Genomic DNA, 22,724 nt, shown 5'->3' with positions numbered 1-22,724 from the left:
GTATGCACCGGGAGGAACACCGTGATACCAATCCGGCGCGTGGGCGCGCTCGCCGCCGCGCTGGCCGTGGCCTTGGCCGTCGCACCGGGTCTCGCCGGATGCGGGGGAGGGGGGAGGCCGGGCGGGCCGGTCTCCGTGATCAAGGCCTACGACGTCAACCCGGTGCCTCGCGAGCGGGTCGCGGACGGGGGCGTGCTCCGGTGGGGGATCAACGAGTATCCGTCCAACTGGAACCTCAACCACATCGACGGCAACCTGGCGACGGTCAAGAGGGTCATGGACGCCCTCATGCCCGCCCCCTTCCGCTCCGACGCCAAGGGGACGATCTCCCCGAACACCGACTACCTGTCCGAGGGCAGGGTCACCGCGCACGAGCCGGAGCAGGTCGTCACGCTGACCCTCAACCCGCGTGCCAGGTGGTCCGACGGCACCCCGATCACCTGGGAGGACTACCGCGCCCAGTGGCAGGCTCTGAGCGGCCGCGACGCCGGCTACCGGGTGGCGAGCACCACCGGTTACCGAAATATCGAGAAGGTCGACAGGGGCAGGGACGACCACCAGGTCGTGGTGACCTTCGCCAAACCCTTCGGCGACTGGCAGTCGCTGTTCGCGCCGCTGTATCCCCGGAGCACGAACGCCACCCCCGAGGCGTTCAACACCGCATGGCTGAACCGCGTCCCGGTGACCGCGGGCCCGTTCGAATTCGTGGCGTTCGACCCGACCGCCAAGACCGTCACGATCGCGCGGGACGAGCGCTGGTGGGGTGATCGGGCCAAGCTCGACCGGATCATCTACCGATCCCTGGAGAGCGACGCGCTGGTCGGGGCCTTCAGCAACGGCGAGCTCGACACCTTCGACGTCGGCCCGTCCGCGCCCGACTACGCGCGGGCCAGGAGCACCCCGGACGCGATCGTGCGGCAGGCGGCGGGCCCCGACTTCCGGCACATCACGATGAACGGCGAGAGCGCCCTGCTGTCCGACCAGAAGGTCCGCAGGGCCGTCGCGATGGGCATCGACCGTCAGGTCATCGCCCAGTCGGACCTCCAGGGCCTCGACTGGCCGATCGTGCTGCTCAACAACCACTTCTTCATGAACACCCAGGAGGGATACCAGGACAACGCCGGTGAGATCGGCACGTACGACCCGGTCAGGGCGGGGAGGGAGCTGGACGCCGCGGGCTGGAAACTGGAGGGCCGGACCCGCAGGAAGGCGGGGAGGGAGCTGAACCTGCGGTTCGTCCTGCCGTCGGGCCTGCAGCTCACCAAATCCGAGGCCGAGCTCGTCCAGGACATGCTCGGCCGCATCGGGGTCGGGGTCACCCTCCAGTCGGTACCGACGGACGACTACTTCACCAAATACATAATTCCCGGCAATTACGACATCACCGCGTTCGCGTACGTGGGCACGCCCTTTCCCGTCTCCAGCTCCTACGGCCAGTACGCCGACGCCGTCAGGCTCCCCGACGGCACCAGGCAGTGGAACGCCAACCTCGGCCGCATCGGATCCCGGCGGATCGACGCCGCCATGAACAAGGCGACCGCCGACCTCGACCACGCGAGGGCCGTTGCCGACACCAACACCGCGGACAAGCTCATCTGGCAGGCGGTCAACGTGGTGACGCTCTACCAGCGACCGCAGATCGTCGCGGTCAAGAGCGATCTCGCCAACTTCGGGGCCCGAGGCTTCTATGACCTGAAATATCAGGACATCGGCTTTGTTCGTTGACGCTCGTTCCACCCCGAAGGCCGGTCGACGCCCGTCTCGCCCCGCAGGACGGAGACGCCCGGGTACGGCGATCGGACGACGGAGTCACGAAGGCCGGAGCGTCGGCGCCCGTTCCCGTGACCACGGGCGGGTCGCGTTCTGTCGGGGAGGACGTGTAGAAGTCGGTCATGGCTATCTCGGTGACCTGGCCACAGGTGCTCGCCTGGCGGCTGAAGCGGCAGTTCGTCGATCCGGCGGACGGACCCGACGCGGTGTCCGTCGTGCGCAGGCTCACCGGGGTGCAGGCGCAGGTGGCCTCCTCGGCCGAGCTGGCGGTGGCCGTGCGCAGCGCGCGGCCCGATCGCGGTGAGATCGACCGCGCCCTGTGGCGAGATCGCACCCTGGTCAAGACCTGGACGGCGCGCGGCACCCTCCACCTCGTCCCCGGCGACGAGCTCGCCTCCTACGCCGCGGTCCTCGGCTCGTTCCGCAACTGGGACAAAGGCTCCTGGCAGCGCGGTCACGGCGTCACCGCCGCCGAGGTCGCCGCCATCCTCGACGCCGTCCCCAAGGCGCTCGCGGGGCGCGTCCTCACCCGCGAGGAGCTGGTCGACGGCGTGATCGAGGTCACCGGCGACGCACACCTGAGGGAGGCTCTCACCTCCGGCTGGGGCGCCCTGCTCAAGCCGCTGAGCTTCCTCGGCGAGCTCTGCCACGGTCCGCCGCGCGGGGGCCGGGTGACCTTCGCCCGCCCTCGCGACCAGGTGCCCGGCTGGCCCGACGTGCTCCCCTCCGCGGAGGAGGCCGGGGTGCGCCTGCTCCGTTCCTTCCTCGGTGCCCACGGCCCCGGCGCCCCCGAGACGTTCGACGGCTGGCTCTACCGGGGAGCCGCCCGCAAGGCGACGCTGCGCGGCTGGTTCCGCGACCTCACGCCCGAGCTGGCCGAGATCGAGGTGGAGGGCCGGCCGATGGTCGTGCTCGCCGAGCACCTCGGCGACCTGGCCACGACCCGGCCCGCGACCGGGGTTCACCTCCTGCCCGGCTTCGACCAGTACATCTTGGGAGCGCCCCGCGACCTGGAGCCCCTCCTGCCCGCCGAGGCGAAGTCGAAGGTGAGCCGGGCCGCCGGCTGGATCTCCCCGGTCGTCGTCCACCAGGGCCGGGTGGCCGGGGTCTGGGAGGCGAAGGACGGGAAGATCACCGTCGACCTCCTGGAGGAGGTCCCCGCCGCCGCCCTCGCCGCCGAGATCGAACGGGTCTCCGCTCTCCTTCGCTGACCACGGGGAGGTGGACGAACTCCTCCCGGCGAGGTCAGGCTCATCGTCTGACCGCCCCGGGGTGAGCCCTACAGGGGTTTCGCGAACTCCCAGCCCCGCTCCGGTGACACGTACGCTCGCCGCGGCCTGTGACGGCCGGATCGCCGTGGGCGGGTCAGTCGCGGCGGAATCGTACCCGGTCGCCGGGGCGGAGCTGGGCGGCCCGGGCGAGGCTCGCCGAGGTCAGGACGGCGATGACCGGGTAGCCGCCGGTCGGCGGGTGGTCGGCGAGGAACACGATCGGCTGGCCGCTGGGCGGCACCTGGACGGCCCCCGCCACCATGCCCTCACTCGGCAGTTCCCCGCTCCTGGCCCGTTCCAGATGGGCGCCGCGCATTCGCACGCCCACCCGGTTGCTGTCCTGGCTGACCTCGTACGGCCCCGCGCACAGGGTGGCGAGGGCTCCGGGGACGAACCAGTCGTCGCGAGGACCGGGAAGAACCCACAGGACGCCCCTCCCGAGCTCCGGCGAGGGCGCCGCGTCCACGGTGATCGGCGGCAGGTCTCCGGTCGGCCCCACGGGCAGTACCGTCCCGGTGCGCAGCGGGGGAGGCCCCAGCCCGGACAGGGAGTCGGCGGACCGGCTTCCCATCGTGATGGGAACGTCGACGCCGCCCCGGACGGCGACGTAGGTGCGCAGACCGGCCCTGGGCGTCCCCAGGCGCAGTTCGCCCCCCGGGGGAACCCAGAAGGGCGCGCACATCGCCTGCGGCACCGTCACTCGCCGGATCCTCCCTCGTGGAGAGGCCTCGCCGGCGGAGATCCCGCTCGTGGGCGTCCCCGCGGGGGAGGATCGGCTCGTGGACGCCGGAGCTCCGCCCGGAGAGACCGGGCCCGTCCCGCCGGGCGCCGTCTCGTACGGTCGCACGAGGTCCAGTGGGCAGGCGGCGCCGGCGACGGCGGTCCAGGCCCCGGTGGTGAAGCGAAGCCGGGCCCCGCCGAAGGTCAGCTCGATCCCCGCGGCGTTCTGCGGGTTGCCGACCAGACGGTTGGCCAGTCGCAGGCTCGGCTCGTCCGCCGCACCCGAGCGGGGCACCCCGAGGTGGGCGTACCCCGGCCGGCCGAGGTCCTGCACGGTGGCGTAAGGGCCGGGCGCGACCACCTCGATCATGACTCGCCGACCGCGAGGAAGCGCACCCGCGTCCCCGGCGTGAGCAGGGCGGGCGGGTCGGCGGCCACATCCCACACCGCGGTCGCCGAGCGGCCGAGCAGCCGCCAGCCACCGGGTGAGGCCGAGGGATAGACCGCCGAGTAGGGGCCGGCGACGGCCACCGCCCCGGCGGGCACCGAGGTCCGCGGGGTGTCCAGCCGGGGGACGTGCAGAGCCGGGTCCAGCCCCGTGAGGTAGGCGAAACCGGGGGCGAAGCCCAGCCAGCCCACCACCAGTTCCCGCCCGGTGTGCCGCTCGACCACCTCCTGCGGGGAGAGGCCGCTCAGCGCGGCGACCTCGTGGAGGTCGGCGCCGTCGTACACGACGGGGAGGGTCACCTCCTGCGTGCCCGCGGTCACCGCGGCGTCCGCGGCGGCCACCGCGGCGAGCAGGCGGAGGAGCTCGTCCCGCAGACGAGCGGGATCGGCCCCCGGCGCGGTGACGAGGACCGTGACGGGGCCGGGCACGATCTCGACCACCCCTCGGGGCCGGTCGGCCCGCAGCAGCGCGTCCAGCCGGTGGGAGATCTCCAGCGAGCCGGTCTCCACCAGCAGCGCGTGCTCCCCGGCCCGCCGGACGCTCACGCGAAGGACCTCAGCGTCACTCCCGCCTCCACCAGGCCGTCGCGCACGGCACGGGCCATCAGCACGGCGCCGGGGGTGTCGCCGTGCACGCAGATCGAGCGCGCCTCGACGGGCACCCGCGAACCGTCCACCGCCTCGACCACCCACTCGGTCGCCATCCGCACGGCCCGGTCCGCGACCGTGCCCGGGTCGTGCAGCACCGCGCCGGGGGAGCGGCGGGAGACCAGCGCTCCCGTGCCGGTGTACGCGCGGTCGGCGAAGGCCTCGACGACGGTGGTGACCCCCTCCCCGGCGGCGATCTCGTGAACCACGGAGCCGGGCAGGGTGAGCAGGGGCAGATCCCGGTCGTAGTCGGCGACCGCCGCCACGACGGCCCCGGCCTGCTCGGGATCGCGGCAGATCCGGTTGTACAGCGCGCCGTGCGGTTTGACGTAGGAGACCCGGCCGCCCATCGCCCTCGCGATGCCGTCCACCGCTCCCAGCTGGTAGAGCACCTCGGCGCAGAGCTCCTCGGGATCGACGTCCATCTCGCGGCGGCCGAACCCGGCCAGGTCCCGGTAGGAGACCTGGGCACCGATCGTCACTCCGCGGTCGACCGCCGCCGCGCACGTGCGCCGGATGTTCAACGGGTCGCCCGCGTGAAACCCGCAGGCGATGTTGGCGCTGGTCACGACGTCGAGGAGGGCCTCGTCGTCGCCCAGCCTCCAGATCCCGAAGCTCTCACCCAGATCGGCGTTGAGATCGATCACCATGGCTCACCTACACCGGAGGTTCGTCGGGAATGTCCGCGATGTCATCGAGGGCGATGGCCAGTTCCTCGGGGTCGTCCCCGATGCGCTCGGCGATCTCGATCAGCACGTGCAGCACGTCGTGCCGGTCGTGACCCAGGTCGAGCAGCCGCTGCGCCGCCTCCCACAGCTGCGGAGGATCGCCCTCCCAGAGCCTGGCGGCGATCTCCTCGTGCCAGGCGAGGTGCTCGTCGTAGTCGCGCCGGTCGAGCTCTCCCGCGTGGTCGATGCCCAGCAGGATCCGCCGGTCGGTGTCGTCGGCGGGGTTGAGCAGGCTGAGCTTGATCTCACCGTGCGTACCCTGCAGGAAGGGGAACGCGAACACCCGCCTGGCCAGCGCCGACAGGTCGCCGTCCGGCAACAGCCGGTCGAGCAGGTCGCGGTCGAGCCCGAAGGTCGTCGGGTCGCGGTAGGACTCCGCGAACTTGCCCGTCGCCTCCCAGATCGCGTCGAGCGTGGCCCGCAGCCCCTCGTCGGGCAGTCCGGTCCTGCCCGCGGCGAACCGCGCCCACGCGCCCAGCACGTGCGGCACCGCCTCCTGCTCGGCGGTGCTGAGCATCACCTTGCGTGGCAGCCAGTCGAGGAGGAACGTCTCGCACTTGGTCGGGCTCACCCGGAGCGGGCGGCCGAAATCCTGGTCGCAGCCGTAGTCGATGATGTGGTCGGCGCACCGGGAGGCCGCCGAGGGGTCGGACAGGTGCTCGGCCGCGTCCGAGGAGAGGAACTCGGCCGCCAGCATCGCCCGGCGGTCGCGGCTGTAGGGGGCCTCGCTGTGCAGCGGGGCCGGCCGCTTCCTGCCTGGCGGCAGAGCCTTGATCCGGGACCTGGCGAAGGCGTGGTAGGCGCTGTAGCTGTCGCTGACCGGCACGGTCGTCCTGCGCTGGCCGTACTCGGCGGTGGCCTTCATGGCCGATTCGAGCAGCGCCCTGGCCTGCTGAGGTTCGATCTCCCCGAACCTGAGCATCGGGTTGCCCTCGGCCTCGGCCCTGGCCTGCTCCAGCAGCTTGTCGACGTGCGAGGAGACCCAGGCGTCACGGGCGATGCCGCGCATGTTGTAGTCGACGATCACCACCAGCGCGTGCCGCTCCTCGACGCTGTCGGCGCCCCGGTAGCCGAAGGTGCACACCACGGTGTCCTGGTCGCCGTACGCGTCGCGGGAGACGAAGCAGCCGGTCGTCTTGACCACGCCCAGCCGGTCGGCCCAGCGCGGCCTGGCCACGTCGCGCTCCATGAGCGCCAGCGCGGCGCCCTCGGCCTTGGCGGCCTGGCGGGCCGTGCCGAGGTAGGCGAGCGCGATCAGCAGGGTGAGCGCGGCGGGCGAGCCCGCCTTGGCCGCGTAGTCGACCAGGCCCTCGCCGAGGACCTGCTCGGCGTCTCCTCGGCGCAGCCGGCGCCCCCACCAGGCTCCGATCATGTCGGAGACCATGAGCTCGGCGTCCAGCGGGCTGCGTACGGCCAGTAGCTCGCGAGCGGCGAGCAACATCTCGGCGAAGACCGCCTCGGGGGACTGGCTCTCCCTGAGGTCTCGACGATGTCGCCGGCTCAAGCAGCCTCCCCCGTCGGGCGATTCAGCCCATCACAGGCGCCGCCGCCGCGTCGATCGGCCCGCTCGCTTCCCTCGCTCACGTCCCAACCTTCTCGCATTCCCGGGCCAAACGGTGCGTAGAAGACGGCCGGGTGCTCCCGATGTTACCGGGGACCGCGGGATGGCGGCGCGGAGTTGACAAGGGCGAGCAGATGCTCGCGGGCGACGCGCTCGACGATCTCGGCCGTCGGCTCGATGCCGAGATGCTCGGCGCAGGCGCGGACCTCGGCCACGCACCTGTCGACGGTGTCGAGGGAGATCGTCGGGAACTCGGCGGCCAGGTGAGAGGTGACCGGCTCGTGGAGGGTCGCCTCGGGCACAGAGGACGCCGAGGACGCCGGGGACGCCGAGGGCGCCGAGGGCGCGGCGAGGGTCGTCACGGAAGGCCCGCCGAGGCGGGTGGCAAGAACGGGCATGGAAGTCGCATTCCTCCGGAGTTTCCCGGGGGCATCCCCCGGATGTGTCGGCGAGGACGTGCGTTTTCATTTCACAACTTATCTCGGGACTGTCAACCCTTGGCGCCGTGATATGGGAAGCTGACCCCGTGTCTTGACTGAATCCTGCAACAGTCGAGTAAGCGAGTGTTACCGAACAGGGAGCCGAATTGACGGCGAGTCAGTAGCCTGATCTCGCCTGCAAGCCCTACGGAGATGAGGTGGGCAGTTGCCGGGACGGTCCGGCCCGATCCTGCTATGGTCCTGGCCGCAAACGTTCGGAGACGCGGTGCCGCCCGGTCGGCGCCCGTGTGGAAGCCCCCTCGCATCGGCGCGAGGGTTCCGGTCGTCGGAGCGGCGGCGTTCCCAGGGTGCGCTGACCGCATCCTGGGCGGGGCTTCCGTCCACACCTGCCCATCGCCGATGATGTACTCCAGGATCCGGTCCCCCGGAGCCGCGCTACGCCAATTCGCAAGTTTGGAGATGTGCCTCGTGGGAGACCCTGGCACGCGACGGAGGTGCCGACCATGAGCGCCGAAACCTCCGTGCCCCGTCCCCGGGAGTCGGGTGTGGACATCTCAGACTCCGGCCTGCTGCAGGGCCTGCTGTCGCAGTCGCCGTTCGCCTTCGCGTTCTTCGACCCCGACGGCCGTTTCGAGCGCGTCGACGAGGTCTTCGCCGACGTGGTCGGCCTGCCCGCCGAGCGCCTGGTCGGCCGCCTCCCCGGTGATCTGCTCTCCGCCGACCTGACCGCCCTGATCCAGGGCTCGGTCCGCGGCATCGTGGCGGGGGCCGAGGTCGAGGGCGACCAGCGGATCCGGGTGCGCACCGCCGACGGCGCGACCCACCACTGGTCGCTGACCTTCTCCCCGATCCACGACGACAAGGGCACGCTCCAGGCGATCTGCCTGGTCGGCGTCGACATCACCGACAGCAGGCAGGTCGAGGAGAAGCTCAGGCGCAGCGAGGAGCGCTATCGCTCGCTGGTCGAGGCCCAGTCCCAGCTCGTGTGGATCACCGCGCCCACCGGCGTCGTGGAGGAGGACGCGCCGCAGTGGCGGGCCATCACCGGTCAGAGGATCGATGAATACCTCGCCCACGGCTGGCTGGAGGCCGTCCATCCCGACGACCGCCCGCACACCGAGGAGGCGTGGCGTGAGGCGCTGCGCGGCCGGACCATGTTCGAGTGGAGTTACCGGGTCCGCACCCGGGCCAGCGGCTACCGGCACTTCGAGGTGCGCGCCGTGCCGATCATTCGGCACAATCGGGTCGTCGAGTGGGTGGGCGCCAACACCGACGTCACCCCGCAGCGCGAGGCCGAGGAGATGCGCGGCCGCCTGACCGACCAGCTCGGCGCCGCGGCTCTGCGGACCGCGCGCCTGCAGGGCGCCACGGCGATACTCGCCGAGGCGCTCACCGTCGAGCAGGTGGTCCAGGTGATCATCGACGTGGGTCGTACGGCCCTGGCGGCCGACCGCTCGGCCGTGGCGCTGCTCGATGTCGACCGGGCCGCGCTGAAGCTGGTCAACAGCGGAGGCATCCCCGACGTCCCCGGCGCGCCCGGCGAGGAGATCCCGCTTTCGCACTCCAGCGTGATGACGATGGCGGTCAACAGCCGGCGCCCGGTCTTCGCCGAGTCGCCGGAGAGCCTGAGGGCCCAGCTGGTCGACGCGGGTGGCGACAGCGAGGAGATCACCGGGTTCATCGACCACAGCGACGAGCGGGCCTGGGTGGGGCTGCCGCTGCTGGCCGCGGGGCGGGCGCTCGGCGCGCTGAGGTTCTCCTTCACCCGCCCGCAGAAGATCTCCCAGGAGGACGGGGTGTTCCTGGAGGCGCTCGCGGGTCAGTGCGCCCTCGCCGTCGAGCGAGCCACCCTGTTCGAGCGCGAGCACCGCACCGCCGAGACGCTCCAGCGCAGCCTGCTGCCCGACCGTCTGCCGGTGGTCCGGGGCCTGGTCCTCGCCCAGCGGTTCCGCTCGGGAAGCCGCCACGTGCAGGTCGGCGGCGACTGGTACGACGCGTTCGTCCTCCAGGACGGCCGGGTCGCGGCGGTGGTCGGCGACGTCATGGGCAAGGGCGTCAAGGCCGCGGCGGGAATGGGGCGCATCCGCAACGCCATGCGGGCCCTGGCGCTGACCAACCCGCCGCCCGCCGCGGTGCTCACAGGGCTCGACAGGGTCTTCGAGGCCACCGAGGAGGAGGAGCAGGTCACGACCCTCGCCTACATGGTCGTCGAGCCGGGCACCGGGGAGGGCACGCTCGCGCTCGCCGGTCACCCGCCTCCGCTGCTGGTCTCCCCGCAGGGCGTGCCGCTGCTGTGCGACGGCGAGCCAGGCACCCCGCTGGGCTGGCCCACGAGCCGTCGGCAGTTCAGGTTCTGTGTCCCGCCGGGCCACACCGCTGTCCTGTATTCGGATGGTCTGGTGGAGAATCGCAAGCGTGGCCTCGATGCCGGGCTTGCCGATCTTTGTTCTGTTGTGAACGAAGCGCCCGCCGAAGTGGTGGGAAGCCCGCACATGTTGCTAGATTTTCTTGTCGATCGCATGCTGTCCGGATATGAGCAGGATGACGACGTCACGGTGCTCGCGATCCACGTTCCCCTCGCCACGAAGAGTGACTGAATGAAACAGTCATAACGGTTGCTTTCGGGTATCGGTGCCTCGCTTCCGTACGCACTACTCTCTTGGTCGGCCTAGGGTGGAGGGCAACCGCCAGGAGGCGGCCGTATGGATCACGGTGTCATGCCACAATGCTGGACAGGTGCGTCGCGGTTAGCGCGGCCTCGCTAATCACAACTAGAGGCATAACTGCCCCTGGTTGGGCATCTGGGTCCATTCTCGTCACGCTTTCCTTCGAGAGGTGTTCGTGTCGCCTGCAAGTTCGACTCGCTCGAAGCCATCCGAGCTGAACGAGCCCGTCATTCAGCAGCTGATGGAGCGGGGGCGCTCGCAGGGGTTCCTCGAGTCCGAGGATGTCCGCAAGGCCGTCGAGGAAGCGGACATTCCGATGGCGCAGGTCGCTGGAATCCTGCGAAGCCTTAGCAAAGAGGGCATCACAGTACGGCTGACCGCCGAGGACTCCGCGGCTCCCAAGAAGCCCCGCACTCCCGCCAAACGCCGCACCGCCCCGGCCACGCCCGCCGCCGTCAAGAAGACCAAGACCGCGGCGGCGGCCAAGGAGCAGCCGGAGACCGTCACCGCGGTCGTCAGCGGCTCCGAGCCCGCCGCGGCCGCGGCCAAGAAGCCGGCGGCCCCGGTGAAGGCGGCTTCGGCCAAGACGGCTCCGGGCAAGAAGGTCGCCCCGGCCGCCAAGAAGCCGGTTCCCGCCCCGCCGCCGAAGAAGGCCGGTCCCGCAGCCGCGGTCCCGGCTCCCGCGTCCGCGCCGAAGCCGGTCACCGGTGACGACGACGAGGTCATCGACCTCGAGGACGTCGAGATCGAGGACTTCGACCTGGAGGCCGTGGCCGAGGTCGAGGTCGAGGTCGAAGTCGAGGTGGAAGCCGAGGCCGAGACCGAGGAGGAGCCCAAGGTCGAGGTCGTCGAGGTGAACGAGGACGAGGTCCTCATCCTCACCGACGACGACGATGACGCCCCGGTGCCTCAGGTCGCCGCCGCCGGTGCCACCGCCGACCCGGTCAAGGACTACCTCAAGCAGATCGGTAAGGTCCCCCTGCTCAACGCCGAGCAGGAGGTCGAGCTCGCCAAGCGCATCGAGGCCGGTCTGTTCGCCGAGGAGCAGCTCGGCAGCGACGGCGAGAAGCTCCCGGTCGACGTCCGCGCCGAGCTGGAGTGGATCGCCGAGGACGGCCGCCGGGCCAAGAACCACCTGCTGGAGGCGAACCTCCGCCTCGTGGTCTCGCTGGCCAAGCGCTACACGGGACGCGGAATGCTCTTCCTGGACCTGATCCAGGAGGGCAACCTGGGCCTGATCCGCGCGGTCGAGAAGTTCGACTACACCAAGGGCTACAAGTTCTCCACCTACGCCACGTGGTGGATCCGGCAGGCGATCACCCGCGCCATGGCCGACCAGGCGCGGACCATCCGCATCCCGGTCCACATGGTCGAAGTGATCAACAAGCTGGCCCGTGTCCAGCGGCAGATGCTCCAGGACCTCGGGCGCGAGCCCACCCCGGAGGAGCTGGCCCGCGAGCTCGACATGACCCCCGAGAAGGTCGTCGAGGTCCAGAAGTACGGTCGCGAGCCGATCTCCCTGCACACCCCGCTGGGTGAGGAGGGAGACAGCGAGTTCGGTGACCTCATCGAGGACTCCGAGGCCATCGTTCCTGCGGACGCGGTCAGTTTCACGCTTCTGCAGGAGCAGCTCCACTCCGTTCTGGACACGCTGTCCGAGCGCGAGGCGGGCGTGGTCTCGATGCGCTTCGGCCTGACCGACGGTCAGCCGAAGACGCTGGACGAGATCGGCAAGGTCTACGGGGTGACGCGCGAGCGCATCCGGCAGATCGAGTCCAAGACGATGTCCAAGCTCCGCCACCCGTCCCGGTCCCAGGTCCTGCGCGACTACCTCGACTGAGACTTCCTGACAGGGGGGCCGTGCCATATGGTGCGGCCCCTCCTGTCGTTAACGAGGGCGTAACAGATCGGTAGCACGTCATGTGAAGCAGCCTCCTAGGCTGCCGCCTCATGGGTGTGGCCGAAGTCGACAGAGTTCGCGCACGAGGACTGCGGTTGATCGTCGATCGTCCGTGGGCGGACGCGATGCTCGATGAGGCGGTCGTCGCGGTGCGCCGGAAGATCTTCGAAGCCGGTACGGTCGCGATCGGCGCGGCCCGCGGCGATCCGGAGGGCCGTGCGCTGAGGATCGAGGCGCTGGCCAAGGCGGCCGTCGGTCACAGCCGTGCCATAGAGGCGTTGGCGGCCCGTGACCGGGCCAACCCCGACCTCTGGCTCTGGCTCGGGCGCACCCGCATCGAGGAAGCCTGGACGATCAAGCCGGATGTCAAGGCGCGGGCCGTGCAGGCGCAGCGCACACAGGCGTTCCAGGGAGCGATGGAGTCGGCCAGGATGCCGCTTTTCGCCGCGGTCTCGCTCGCGCCGTCCGATCCGGTGCCCTGGGAATCGATCATGTGGCTCTATCTCGGTCTCGACCGGCCGCGTCAGGAGAAGGACGCGGTCTGGTACGAGGCCGTTCGGCGTTATCCGACGCTGTTCCCGGCCCACGTGGCCCGGCTCATGACGTTGTCCCCCGCCTGGGGCGGTAGTGCCCAGGAGATGCTGGAGTTCGCCAGGCAGGCCGTCTCGCGGGCACCCGACGGGGATCCGATGGCGTCCCTGGTGCCGCTGGCCCACTTCGAGCAGGTGGCCGCGGGGCGGTCGCCGATGTCGCGCGGCGGCTGGTTCTCCGACGGGGCGCTGCGGGAGGTCGTCTCGCATTCGGGGCGCTGGCTGGGAAATGACAGCCACCCCCGATCGATCGAGGCGCACAACCTGTTCGGGGCCGCCTTCTATCTGGCAGACCTTCGGCGGCCCGCGCGCGGGCACCTGATGCGGACGAAAGGCAGGGGGAGCACACTGCCCTGGTCCTATCTCGGAGATCCCGCCCAGCAGTTTCAGCGGGCCTGCGGGCGGCTGCACCTCGTCGCGGCGTGAACCCGGGGCCCCTCCCCGCGCGGGGCTCCCGCCCGTCCACCGGCTCGATCACCGGCTGGTCGTCCCGGTGCCCTCCCGCGCGGGGCTCCCGCCCGCCACGTCCTCGTCACGGCCCGGGGAAAGGAGCCCACGGCGCGTCATGTCACGATGTCGAGTGTCCACGAACGGTTCCCCGTGGGCGGGGCGTGGAGGACGACGGAGTGGCCGAGGTGATCCAGAACCTTGACGAGCTCCTCGGGGCTCTCCGGATCGGCTCCGCTTTCCAGCAGGGAGCGGGCGATCAGGCCGCGGGTGGCCTTGGCCATGTGGCTGACCACCTTCCCGTCCCTGAGCACCCGTACCGCCACCGCCCGGCCGCCTGGCCGCCACGCGGCCGCGTACGTGCTGGAGCGCAGGTCCACGACGAGGCCGGGTTCGGCGTCGAGCAGGGGGGCGACCGATCGGCGCCAGAAGGCGCCCAGGCCGCCGAGCGGCGGCAGCCGCACCCCCATCGACAGCCGGTAGGGCGGTACGCGGTCGCCGACCCGCAGCAGGCCCCAGAGGCCGGAGAAGATCAGCAGGCTCTCCGAGGCCCGCGCCGCCGCCTGAGGGGAGAGCGAGGCCAGGCCGAGGTTGTCGTAGAGCACGCCGGTGTACAGGTCGGCCGCGGCCAGTGCCGGCGCGGTCCGCAGAAGCAGGTTTCCGCCGACCTCACCGGCCTGTCCCGGCGACAGGCCGAGCACATCCCGCGCGGCCGGTCCCCGGCACAGCGCGATGAGCGCTTCCAGGACGAGTTCCCTGGGCGGGCCGAGGGCGGGAAAACTCAACCGGGACAGGTCGAGGGCGGGGCCGTCGCCCCGCGCGGCCTTTCCCTCGGATGGAGGCAGCAGAATCAGCACAGTCGCCGAGCGTAGTGGGGCGATCGGGGAGTTAGGATCCTTCAGCATGATCGATGAGGCCTTTGACCGGCTGGTCGACCAGGCATGGCCGGCGCTCCAACGGGTGGAGGCCGGGTGCTGGACGCTGCGCGCCGCGAACGGGGTGACCAAGCGGGCCAACTCCGTGCTGCCGCTGGGCGAGCCCGAGGACCTGGAGGCGGCCATCGAGGGGGCCGAGAAGTTCTATGCCGACCGAGGGCTGCCCTGCGTCTTCTCCGTGGGAGGCGGGGCCACGCCGGGTCTGGACGCGTCGCTGGAGGCGCGCGGCTACGGGGTGGTGGATCCCACACTGGTCATGACGGCGCGCCTCGGGCCCGGGGGAGGGTCCGAAGAGGGGGTCGAGCTCGCTGAGATGCCCTCACAGGCGTGGTTGGACGCCTGGTGGAGCGTGGACGGGAGGTTCGGTGGCGACGGTCTGCCGACGGCCGCGCGAATCCTCACCGGCGTGCCCGCGGTATACGCCTCGCTCGGCGGAGATGCCGTCGGGCGGGGTGTGGTCCAGGGGGAGTGGTTCGGGATCTACTCCATGGCTGTGATGCCGCACGCGCGGCGCAGGGGCCATGGACGGAAGGTGTTGCGTGCCCTGCTCTCGCATGCGCGGGCGCAGGGCACACAGCGGGCATATTTAGTCGTCGTGGAGTCGAACACCGCTGCCAGGACGCTCTACGAGCGGCAGGGCTTCACGGTGGCGGCCCGATATCACTATCGGGTCCGATAATGGCTCCATTCGTCTGGTTATCGTTCGTCGTTGCCTGCCGTTGCCGGGGTGTCGCTGAGACGAGCGGACTCGTCCTGGATGATGGCGCCCTTGTCTCTCAGCACGGCCACGTGCTGCCGCCCGTGGTGGGCGCAGAACAGCAGCTCCCCGCCCACGGGCAGGGTCGCGCGGATGTAAGCCTGGGCGCCGCACCGGTCACAGCGGTCAGCAGCTGTGAGCTGCTTGGCGGGGGCGAGGGTTCCAGTCACGTATCGCCTTTCAGGTCATCCCCTGAGGTGGAGGATCTGGCGTCAGTCACTTGAGAGAACATCTAACCCGATACGAACGTTCCCAACCGACCCCCTGCTACGCCCAGAGCGGAAAGTGTCCGAAAGTAACGATGATCACACCGGATGTAACGTACGAACCCACCGGATGGCAAGCTTGTACCCGTCGCGGTGGGAAGAACGGTAAGCTGCGCACACGTGTTCGACAGAGTGGGAGTGGGCGTGACCGCAGTTAGCGCGGAGACGGGCTATACGGCCCGCCACCTGTCGGTGCTGGAGGGTCTCGAAGCCGTCCGCAAGCGTCCAGGCATGTATATCGGGTCGACCGACAGCCGCGGTCTCATGCACTGCCTCTGGGAGATCGTGGACAACGGGGTCGACGAGGCCCTGGCCGGTTACTGCGATCGCATCGAGGTCGAGCTTCACCCCGACGGCTCCATCGAGGTCCGCGACAACGGCCGGGGCATCCCGGTCGACGTCGAGCCCAAGAGCGGCCTGGCGGGCGTGGAGCTCGTCTACACCAAGCTCCACGCGGGCGGGAAGTTCGGCGGCGGCTCCTACGGCGCCTCGGGCGGTCTGCACGGCGTCGGCGCCTCCGTCGTCAACGCCCTGTCCTCGCGGCTGGACGTGGAGGTCGACCGTGAGGGCCGGATCCACGAGATCAGCTTCCGCAGGGGCGTCCCCGGTGTCTTCGACGGCGACGGCCCCAAGGCCAAGTTCAAGAAGAAGTCCGGGCTGCGCGACGGCGGCAGCGTGGCGAAGAAGGTCACCGGCACCCGCGTGCGCTTCTGGGTCGACCACCAGATCTTCCTCCCCGAGGCCGAGGTCTCCCTCGACGAGATCCACGTCCGCCTCCGCCAGACCGCGTTCCTGGTCCCCGGCCTGACCCTGGCCGTGCGCGACAGCCGCGGAGAGGAGGTCGCCGAGGAGGAGTTCCACTTCGACGGCGGCATCTCGGAGTTCACCGAGTTCCTCGCCCGCGACGAGGCCGTCTGCGACGTGCTGCGCCTGCAGGGCGCCGGTCACTTCCGCGAGACCGTCCCGGTCCTCGACGACCTGGGGCACATGACCCCGACCGAGGTCCAGCGGGAGCTCACCGTCGACGTGGCGGTGCGCTGGGGCAAGGGCTACGACAGCACCGTCCGTTCCTTCGTCAACGTGATCGCCACCCCCAAGGGCGGCACCCACGTCAACGGCTTCGAGCGCGCTCTCGTCCGCACCCTGAACGAGCAGCTGCGCGAGACCCGCCTGCTCAAGAACGGCGACGCCCCCGTGACCCGCGAGGACATCATGGAGGGGCTCACCGCCGTGGTGACCGTCCGGGTGCCCGAGCCGCAGTTCGAGGGGCAGACCAAGGAGGTCCTGGGCACCTCGGCGGCCTCCAGGATCGTCGCCCACGTCGTCTCACGAGAGCTCAAGGAGCTGCTCGCCAACCCGCCGCGCAACGCCAAGGCGCAGCTCCGCGCGGTCCTGGAGAAGATCGTCGCGGCGGCCAAGGCCCGCATCGCCGCTCGGGAGCACCGCGACAACCAGCGCCGCAAGACCGCCCTGGAGAACTCGGCGCTCCCCGCCAAGCTGGTCGACTGCCGCAGTGACGAGGTCGACCGCAGCGAGCTGTTCATCGTCGAGGGCGACTCGGCGCTGGGTACCGCCCGCGCGGCCAGAAACTCGGAGTTCCAGGCGCTGCTGCCGATCCGGGGCAAGATCTTGAACGTGCAGAAGGCGTCCGTCGCCGACATGCTCAAGAACGCCGAGTGCGCAGCGATCATCCAGGTCATCGGCGCGGGTTCCGGCCGATCCTTCGACATCGAGGCCGCCCGCTACGGCAAGGTCATCCTGATGGCCGACGCCGACGTCGACGGGGCGCACATCCGCTGCCTCCTGCTGACGCTGTTCCACCGCTACATGAAGCCGATGGTCGAGGCCGGGCGCGTCTTCGCCGCCGTGCCGCCGTTGCATCGCATCGAGGTCATCAACCCCACACGCGGTCACGGCAAGTACGTCTACTGCTACTCCGACGCCGAGTTGCACCGGGTGCTGCGCGACCTGGAGCGCCGGGGCAAGCGCTGGAAGGACCCGGTCCAGCGCTACAAGGGCCTGGGCGAGATGGACGCCGACCAGCTGGCCGAGACGACGATGGAGCCCCGCCACCGCACCCTGCGCCGGGTCCGCATCGAGGACATCGAGGAGGCCGAGCGCATCTTCGCCCTCCTGATGGGCAGCGACGTGGCACCGCGCCGGGAGTTCATCGTGAGCAGCGCGGCCGAGATCGACCGCGACCACATCGACGCGTGATCATCGCCGAGGGGTGATTCCCGGGGTGAACGTCCGGGCGGGGGCCCGGATCCACACCGGTCGGGTGATCGGTCCCCCCGTCGGCAGGACGCGCCGGCGGTAGGCCGATCGTGCCCCGGGTCTTCGAGCGGCCGCGGACGGGGCGGAATCGCGAAACCGGCATCAGGCCCCGGCACGGGAACCGGCCGGGGCCTGATGTCGACGTGTCGATCCGGGCCGGCGACGGCTTCCCGCGCCGGGGCCGGATCAGGAGGGCCTGACCCCGGCCCTCAGATGTCGACCGGCATCAGCTTGCCGGTGCGCACGTCGTAGACGGCTCCGCCGACCGGCATCCCCACGGGCAGGAACGGGCTCGTCCTGATCCGTACGAGATCATGGCGGAGCGCCGCGTCCTGGTCGGGGACGGTGTGGAAGTCCAGGCTGCGGGTGTCGACGCCGCGCCGGGCGGCGATCGCATGCACCTCGTCGTCGGTGACCTTGGTCATGCCGCAGTCGGTGTGCGGCATGACCAGCACCCGCTCCACCCCCAGCAGGTTGACCGCCAGGACGAGCGTGCGCAGGACGTCGTCGGTCACTCTCGCCCCGGCGTTGCGGAGGATCTTGGCGTCCCCCGGCTTCAGGCCGAAGAGCCCCAGCGGATCGATCCGCGAGTCCATGCAGGTGACCACGGCGAGACCGCGGGCGGCCCTACCGGTCAGCTCGGTGTCGGTGAAGGCGGCGGAGAACTCCTCGTTGGCGGTCAGCAGGTCGTCAAAAGCACTCACGTACGCACCCCTCGGTTGGCGCAGTCAACGGACTAATGATGCTTCATGCCCGTTTCCTGAGCGTTGCCGGGGCCGCACCGGGTGAGGACTTCACCAAGATCCCACCACTGTCGCTCACACTCGGTCATGATGTCGTCACCCGAAGTCCGGATGTGTGGGGAGGGCGAATGAGCAGGATCGAATCCCTGGCCGACTATCTTCGTGACCAGGGCAGGCGAAAGCTGGACCGGGTCGAGGTGAGGGACGGGGGGCGCAACGCGCGCTCGGCGTTGTCCCTGCTCGACGCGGCGGTTTACACCCGATCACTGAAGGACGACGACCCGTTCGTGGCCGTCCTCGTGGAGGCGGGGTGTTTCGGCCCGGAGGGGACCGGTGAGTTCGAGCCGACGGATCGGGTGGCCAAGGTCGTCCGCTTCTGGGAATCGGGTGAACCCTGGCAGTTGCTGATGGCGATCCGGTTCGCGCTCCAGGGAGCGCTCATCTGAGGTGCCGGGTTTCGGTCCGCCTGTGGAGGAAAGACGGAGCGGGCCCGAGGTGCGGGACACCGGGCCGGTGTCCCGCACCTCGGGCCAGGTCGGCACGAAACGCACTTGAAGCCTCCGATGAGACCGCCATAAGGTCTTCACCGGTGTCAAGATCGGGAGGAATCATGGGAATCGCGCAGCTGAGGTCGATCGTTCTCGACTGTCCAGATCCCAGGCGGCTGGCCGACTTCTACAGTGCCCTTCTGGGCTGGAAGGTCACCGGAGTCGAGGACGACTGGGTGGTGGTCACCGGGGACGGGCCGGGACGGCTCTGCTTCCAGCGGGTCCCCGACTATCGGCCACCGGAGTGGCCCACCGCCGAACGGCCCCAGCAGTTTCACATCGATGTGACGGTCGAGGACTTCGACGAGGCGGAAAAGGGGGTGCTGGCGCTCGGCGCGTCCAAACACCCCTACCAGCCGGGCGAGGACGAGGGTTTCCGGGTCTTTCTCGACCCCGCCGGGCACCCGTTCTGCCTGTGCGTCGACTGACCGTCCTGAGCGATCTCAGAGCCTCCGCGCCGATCGTGTCTCCTGCGGAAGGCCCCCGCGCCACTGCTCTCGCGTGACGCGGGGGCTTTTCGCGGGGGAGACCTCGTCGGCCGCCTCGTGGGATCACGCGGAATCCCCGGAGCCCTCCGCCAGGCGGGGGCTCCGGGGCCTTTTCGCGGGCGGGGGTCACTCCTGCGGGGGAGTCGCCCCGGAGCCCTCCTCGCCGCCTTCGGAGCCGAGAGCGCCGCCCACGGCCGACACGGTGTGGGTGAGCCGTACGCCGGAGCCGTCACGGCGGCCCAGCTCCTCGGGGAGCGGCACGGGCTTGCCGACGGCCGAGACCGCGCGGGCCGGGCCGGGACCGGCCCAGGCGAGCAGCAGGATGTCTTCGCCCTTGAGGAAACGCTGGACGCGGACCCCGCCGGTGCCCCTGCCCTTCGGCGGGTATTCGGCGAAGTCGGAGATCTTGGCGCCGCCGATCTGGGTGCCCGGAAGCGCCGTGGAGGAACCGGCGATCGTCACGACCTGTGACTCGCGGGCGGGATCGACCGCGCCGAACCAGATCACCACGGCGTCGCCGTCCAGCCGTACACCGGCCATGCCGCCCGCGGGGCGGCCCTGCGGGCGGACGACGGAGGCGGAGTAGCGCAACAGCTGGGCCTCGGAGGTGATGAAGACGAGATCGTGGTTCTCGCTCTCCAGCTCCACCGCGCCCACCACGGTGTCACCCTCCTTGAGGGTGATCACCTCGAAGTCGTCGCGGTTGGCCGGGTAGTCGGGGACGACCCGCTTGACCACCCCCTGCGCCGTGCCCAGCGCCAGGCCGGGCCCCTCGGGATCGAGCGAGCCGATGCCGACGACCGTCTCGCCCGGATTGAAGGTGACGTACTCCGCGACCGGGTGGCCGCCCGACAGCGACGGCGGGTTGTTCGAACGGGGCAGCGTGGGCAGGTCGACCACCTGGACCCGGATCATCCGCCCCTGGTTGGTGACCACGCCCACCTCGCCTCTGACCGTGCTCCGCACGACGGAGACCAGCACGTCGTGGGCCGAGCGGTCGCCGTCACCGGCCAGCGGCGAGGCGTCGGACGTGCGGGCCAGCAGGCCGGTGGAGGAGAACAGCACCAGGCAGGGGTCGTCGGCCACCTCCAGGGGGGCCGAGACGTTTCTCGCGATCCCCGAGGACTCCAGCAGCACCGTGCGGCGCGGGGTGCCGAAGGTCTTGGAGACCTGGGCGAGCTCGTCGGAGACGACCTTGCGGAGCCTGTCGTCGGAGGACAGGATCGCGGTCAGCTCGGCGATCTCGTCGCGCAGGGTCTGGCTCTCGCGGTCGAGCTCCAGCTTGTCGTAGCGGGTCAGGCGGCGCAGCGGGGTGTCGAGGATGTAGTTGGCCTGGATCTCCGACAGCTCGAAGATCTCCATCAGGCGCTCGCGGGCCTGGGCGGAGTTGTCGGAGGAGCGGATGACCTGGATGACCTCGTCGATGTTGAGCAGGGCGACGATGAGGCCCTCGACGAGGTGCAGGCGCTCCTCGCGCTTGCGCCGGCGGTGCAGCGAGCGCCGGCGGACCACGTCGATGCGGTGGTCGACGTAGACCTGGAGCAGCTCGCGCAGGCCCAGCGTGCGCGGCTCGCCGTCGACGAGGGCGACGTTGTTGATGCCGAAGGTCTCCTCCATCGGCGTGAGCCGGTAGAGCTCCTCCAGCACGGCCTCGGGAATGAAGCCGTTCTTGATCTCGATGACCAGGCTGAGGCCCTTGTGCCGGTCGCTGAGGTCCTTGAGGTCGGAGATGCCCTGGAGCTTCTTGGCGGTGACCAGCTCCCTGATCTTGGTGACCACCCGCTCGGGACCGACGTTGAAGGGCAACTCGGTGACGACGATGCCCTTGCGGCGGGGGCTGACCTGCTCGATGGCGCACTTGGCGCGCATCCGGAAGGTGCCCCTGCCCTTGGCGTACGCGTCGCGGATGCCGTCGAGACCGATGATCGTGCCGCCGGTGGGCAGGTCGGGGCCGGGGACGAACCGCATCAGGTCGTCGAGCGTCGCGTCCGGCTTCTTGATCAGGTGGCGGGCGGCGGCGACGACCTCCACGAGGTTGTGCGGAGCCATGTTGGTGGCCATGCCGACCGCGATGCCGGTGGCACCGTTGACCAGCAGGTTGGGGAAGGCCGACGGCATGACCGTGGGCTCGGTCTCCTGGCCGTCGTAGTTGGGCTTGAAATCGACCGTGTCCTCGTCGATCGACTGGACCACGGCCATCGCCGCCGAGGCGAGCCGGGCCTCGGTGTAGCGCATCGCGGCGGGCAGGTCGTCGGGGGAGCCGAAGTTGCCGTGCCCGTCGATGAGGGGCAGGCGCATCGAGAACGGCTGGGCCATGCGGACCAGCGCGTCGTAGATGGCGGTGTCGCCGTGCGGGTGCAGCTTGCCCATCACGTCGCCGACGACGCGCGAGGACTTGACGTGGCCCCGGTCGGGCCGCAGGCCCATCTCGCTCATCGAGTAGAGGATGCGGCGCTGGACCGGCTTGAGGCCGTCTCTGGCGTCCGGCAGCGCACGCTGGTAGATGACCGAGTATGCGTATTCGAGGAAGCTGGTGCGCATCTCGGTGGAAACGTCGATGTCGACGATCCGCTCCTCGAAGCCCTCGTCTGTCGGGGGTGTGGTCGTCCGTCGAGCCATCTGATTTCCTGCGCGCGCGCCCCGGCCGTCAGGCGGGGGGAGGCGCATCCTCCTTCTGTCTTCGTGGTCCAACCGTTGGCGCCGGCTCCCCGGGGAGCCTTGACCGGGATGTCCGGCGGGAGACCGGTGACGGGGGCGACCGGGTATCGTACCGGGACTCGATACGATACCCAGCCCATCCGACACTTCCGGGCCTTGCGGCCTGCCCGCGGGTGTCAGAGTTGTTCCGGCCGGTCCGCCCGTAGGTGCTGGGGCCGTCCCGGCGGGTTGCCGAGGGCGGCGGGAAGAGCGCGGGTCCGAGGACCGGCTCCCGGCCAGGGACCGGGGGTCTCGCCCTCGTGTTCGTCGCCGGGCACGTTCACCCTGGTGTCGTAGACCCTGAAACCGCGCGCCCGATAGTTCGCGAGAGCCACCGGGCTGTCAAGTGAGCAGGTGTGCAGCCACACCCGCCGGGTCGGCTCCCGCTCCGGCTGCCGGTCGGCCAGGTCCCAGGCCCTGGCCGTGCCGACCTCCAGCAGGTGACCGCCGATGCCCTGGCCGATCGCCCACGCCAGGAGGCCGAAGGAGGTGATCTCGACCGCCGCGTCGTCCTGGGGGGCGAGTTCGACGAAGCCCGCGGGGGTGCCGCGATGGTAGGCCACCCAGGTCTCCACGCCCCCGGCGAGCCAGTCGGCCCACTCGTCCCAGGTCCACGGAAGCTTGTTGGTCCAGTGCCAGTCTCCGCCGACGGCCGTGGTGAGGAACCGGCTGAACTCGGGCGAGGGCAGCTCGGCGCGGACGATGTCGACCTCGACCGACGGAGGTTTGGCGGGCAGCAGGTCCGAGCGGGAGGTCTGTTCGAGATACCAGGTGGTGACGTCCATAGTGGATGCATCAAATCACGGCGCGGAGCCCCTCAGGTCC

At 70.4% G+C, this 22,724-nt stretch carries 19 protein-coding genes; 9 read left to right on the top strand and 10 right to left on the bottom strand.

What is annotated here, in order from left to right; all coding sequences use genetic code 11:
- Positions 1-21: 21 nt before the first annotated feature.
- Complete coding sequence (locus AB0B96_RS25375) at positions 22-1,725, top strand: ABC transporter family substrate-binding protein (RefSeq protein ID WP_362902389.1); 1,704 nt, start codon at positions 22-24, stop codon at positions 1,723-1,725.
- A gap of 167 nt (positions 1,726-1,892) precedes the next feature.
- Positions 1,893-2,981: a winged helix DNA-binding domain-containing protein gene (locus tag AB0B96_RS25370; protein WP_350945943.1), complete on the top strand. Its 1,089-nt coding sequence runs from the start codon at positions 1,893-1,895 to the stop codon at positions 2,979-2,981.
- 154 nt (positions 2,982-3,135) lie between these two features.
- Here the strand turns inward: AB0B96_RS25370 and AB0B96_RS25365 are convergent, their stop codons facing one another.
- From AB0B96_RS25365 to AB0B96_RS25345, 5 genes are all read right to left on the bottom strand, one after another.
- Positions 3,136-4,131, bottom strand: a complete 996-nt coding sequence (locus AB0B96_RS25365) for a biotin-dependent carboxyltransferase family protein (protein ID WP_362902387.1) — start codon at positions 4,129-4,131, stop codon at positions 3,136-3,138.
- Positions 4,128-4,754, bottom strand: a complete 627-nt coding sequence (locus AB0B96_RS25360) for an allophanate hydrolase subunit 1 (RefSeq protein WP_362902385.1) — start codon at positions 4,752-4,754, stop codon at positions 4,128-4,130. Before AB0B96_RS25360 ends, AB0B96_RS25365 begins: the two co-directional genes overlap by 4 nt.
- Positions 4,751-5,506 carry a 5-oxoprolinase subunit PxpA gene (locus tag AB0B96_RS25355; RefSeq protein ID WP_350945948.1) on the bottom strand — a complete coding sequence of 252 codons (756 nt, stop codon included), beginning with the start codon at positions 5,504-5,506 and terminating at the stop codon, positions 4,751-4,753. Before AB0B96_RS25355 ends, AB0B96_RS25360 begins: the two co-directional genes overlap by 4 nt.
- Positions 5,507-5,513: 7 nt before the next feature.
- On the bottom strand, positions 5,514-7,025 hold the full coding sequence (locus AB0B96_RS25350; RefSeq protein WP_362902455.1) for a hypothetical protein: 1,512 nt from the start codon (positions 7,023-7,025) through the stop codon (positions 5,514-5,516).
- Between the two features lie 206 nt (positions 7,026-7,231).
- Positions 7,232-7,543: a hypothetical protein gene (locus tag AB0B96_RS25345; RefSeq protein ID WP_362902383.1), complete on the bottom strand. Its 312-nt coding sequence runs from the start codon at positions 7,541-7,543 to the stop codon at positions 7,232-7,234.
- Between the two features lie 545 nt (positions 7,544-8,088).
- Here AB0B96_RS25345 and AB0B96_RS25340 point away from each other — a divergent pair.
- The 3 genes from AB0B96_RS25340 (at position 8,089) to AB0B96_RS25330 (ending at position 13,167) form a co-directional block, all read left to right on the top strand.
- Positions 8,089-10,182 carry a SpoIIE family protein phosphatase gene (locus tag AB0B96_RS25340; protein ID WP_362902381.1) on the top strand — a complete coding sequence of 698 codons (2,094 nt, stop codon included), beginning with the start codon at positions 8,089-8,091 and terminating at the stop codon, positions 10,180-10,182.
- Between the two features lie 244 nt (positions 10,183-10,426).
- Complete coding sequence (locus tag AB0B96_RS25335; protein WP_362902379.1) at positions 10,427-12,091, top strand: RNA polymerase sigma factor; 1,665 nt, start codon at positions 10,427-10,429, stop codon at positions 12,089-12,091.
- A 110-nt stretch (positions 12,092-12,201) separates the two neighbouring features.
- Positions 12,202-13,167, top strand: coding sequence for a hypothetical protein (locus AB0B96_RS25330; RefSeq protein ID WP_362902377.1), 966 nt, complete (start codon positions 12,202-12,204; stop codon positions 13,165-13,167).
- A gap of 137 nt (positions 13,168-13,304) precedes the next feature.
- On the opposite strand, the gene AB0B96_RS25325 is transcribed toward AB0B96_RS25330, so the two are convergent.
- Positions 13,305-14,045 carry a peroxide stress protein YaaA gene (locus AB0B96_RS25325; RefSeq protein ID WP_362902375.1) on the bottom strand — a complete coding sequence of 247 codons (741 nt, stop codon included), beginning with the start codon at positions 14,043-14,045 and terminating at the stop codon, positions 13,305-13,307.
- Between the two features lie 46 nt (positions 14,046-14,091).
- Between AB0B96_RS25325 and AB0B96_RS25320 the strand changes: the two genes are divergently transcribed.
- Positions 14,092-14,802 carry a GNAT family N-acetyltransferase gene (locus tag AB0B96_RS25320; RefSeq protein WP_362902373.1) on the top strand — a complete coding sequence of 237 codons (711 nt, stop codon included), beginning with the start codon at positions 14,092-14,094 and terminating at the stop codon, positions 14,800-14,802.
- A gap of 17 nt (positions 14,803-14,819) precedes the next feature.
- On the opposite strand, the gene AB0B96_RS25315 is transcribed toward AB0B96_RS25320, so the two are convergent.
- On the bottom strand, positions 14,820-15,050 hold the full coding sequence (locus tag AB0B96_RS25315) for a hypothetical protein (protein WP_350945954.1): 231 nt from the start codon (positions 15,048-15,050) through the stop codon (positions 14,820-14,822).
- A gap of 240 nt (positions 15,051-15,290) precedes the next feature.
- Between AB0B96_RS25315 and AB0B96_RS25310 the strand changes: the two genes are divergently transcribed.
- A complete protein-coding gene (locus AB0B96_RS25310; protein ID WP_362902371.1) occupies positions 15,291-17,363 on the top strand; it encodes a DNA topoisomerase IV subunit B in 2,073 nt (690 codons plus the stop codon).
- A 269-nt stretch (positions 17,364-17,632) separates the two neighbouring features.
- Here AB0B96_RS25310 and AB0B96_RS25305 read toward each other — a convergent pair whose 3' ends face one another.
- Positions 17,633-18,127 (bottom strand): carbonic anhydrase, encoded by a 495-nt coding sequence (locus AB0B96_RS25305; protein ID WP_350945956.1) that lies wholly within the window; start codon positions 18,125-18,127, stop codon positions 17,633-17,635.
- Between the two features lie 167 nt (positions 18,128-18,294).
- Between AB0B96_RS25305 and AB0B96_RS25300 the strand changes: the two genes are divergently transcribed.
- Together AB0B96_RS25300 and AB0B96_RS25295 are read left to right on the top strand one after the other, a co-directional pair.
- Positions 18,295-18,612, top strand: a complete 318-nt coding sequence (locus AB0B96_RS25300; protein WP_362902369.1) for a hypothetical protein — start codon at positions 18,295-18,297, stop codon at positions 18,610-18,612.
- 164 nt (positions 18,613-18,776) lie between these two features.
- Positions 18,777-19,142: a VOC family protein gene (locus AB0B96_RS25295; RefSeq protein WP_362902367.1), complete on the top strand. Its 366-nt coding sequence runs from the start codon at positions 18,777-18,779 to the stop codon at positions 19,140-19,142.
- A 186-nt stretch (positions 19,143-19,328) separates the two neighbouring features.
- On the opposite strand, the gene AB0B96_RS25290 is transcribed toward AB0B96_RS25295, so the two are convergent.
- Entirely contained in the window at positions 19,329-21,821 is a 2,493-nt protein-coding gene (locus AB0B96_RS25290; protein WP_362902365.1) for a DNA topoisomerase IV subunit A, read from the bottom strand.
- A gap of 215 nt (positions 21,822-22,036) precedes the next feature.
- Positions 22,037-22,684, bottom strand: coding sequence for a GNAT family N-acetyltransferase (locus AB0B96_RS25285; protein WP_362902363.1), 648 nt, complete (start codon positions 22,682-22,684; stop codon positions 22,037-22,039).
- Positions 22,685-22,724: the final 40 nt, after the last annotated feature.

Source organism: Streptosporangium sp. NPDC049046, from assembly GCF_040649155.1.
Taxonomy (GTDB): domain Bacteria; phylum Actinomycetota; class Actinomycetes; order Streptosporangiales; family Streptosporangiaceae; genus Streptosporangium.
Note: the sequence above shows the minus strand (reverse complement) of the source record. Positions and strands in the feature narration are given on the sequence as shown.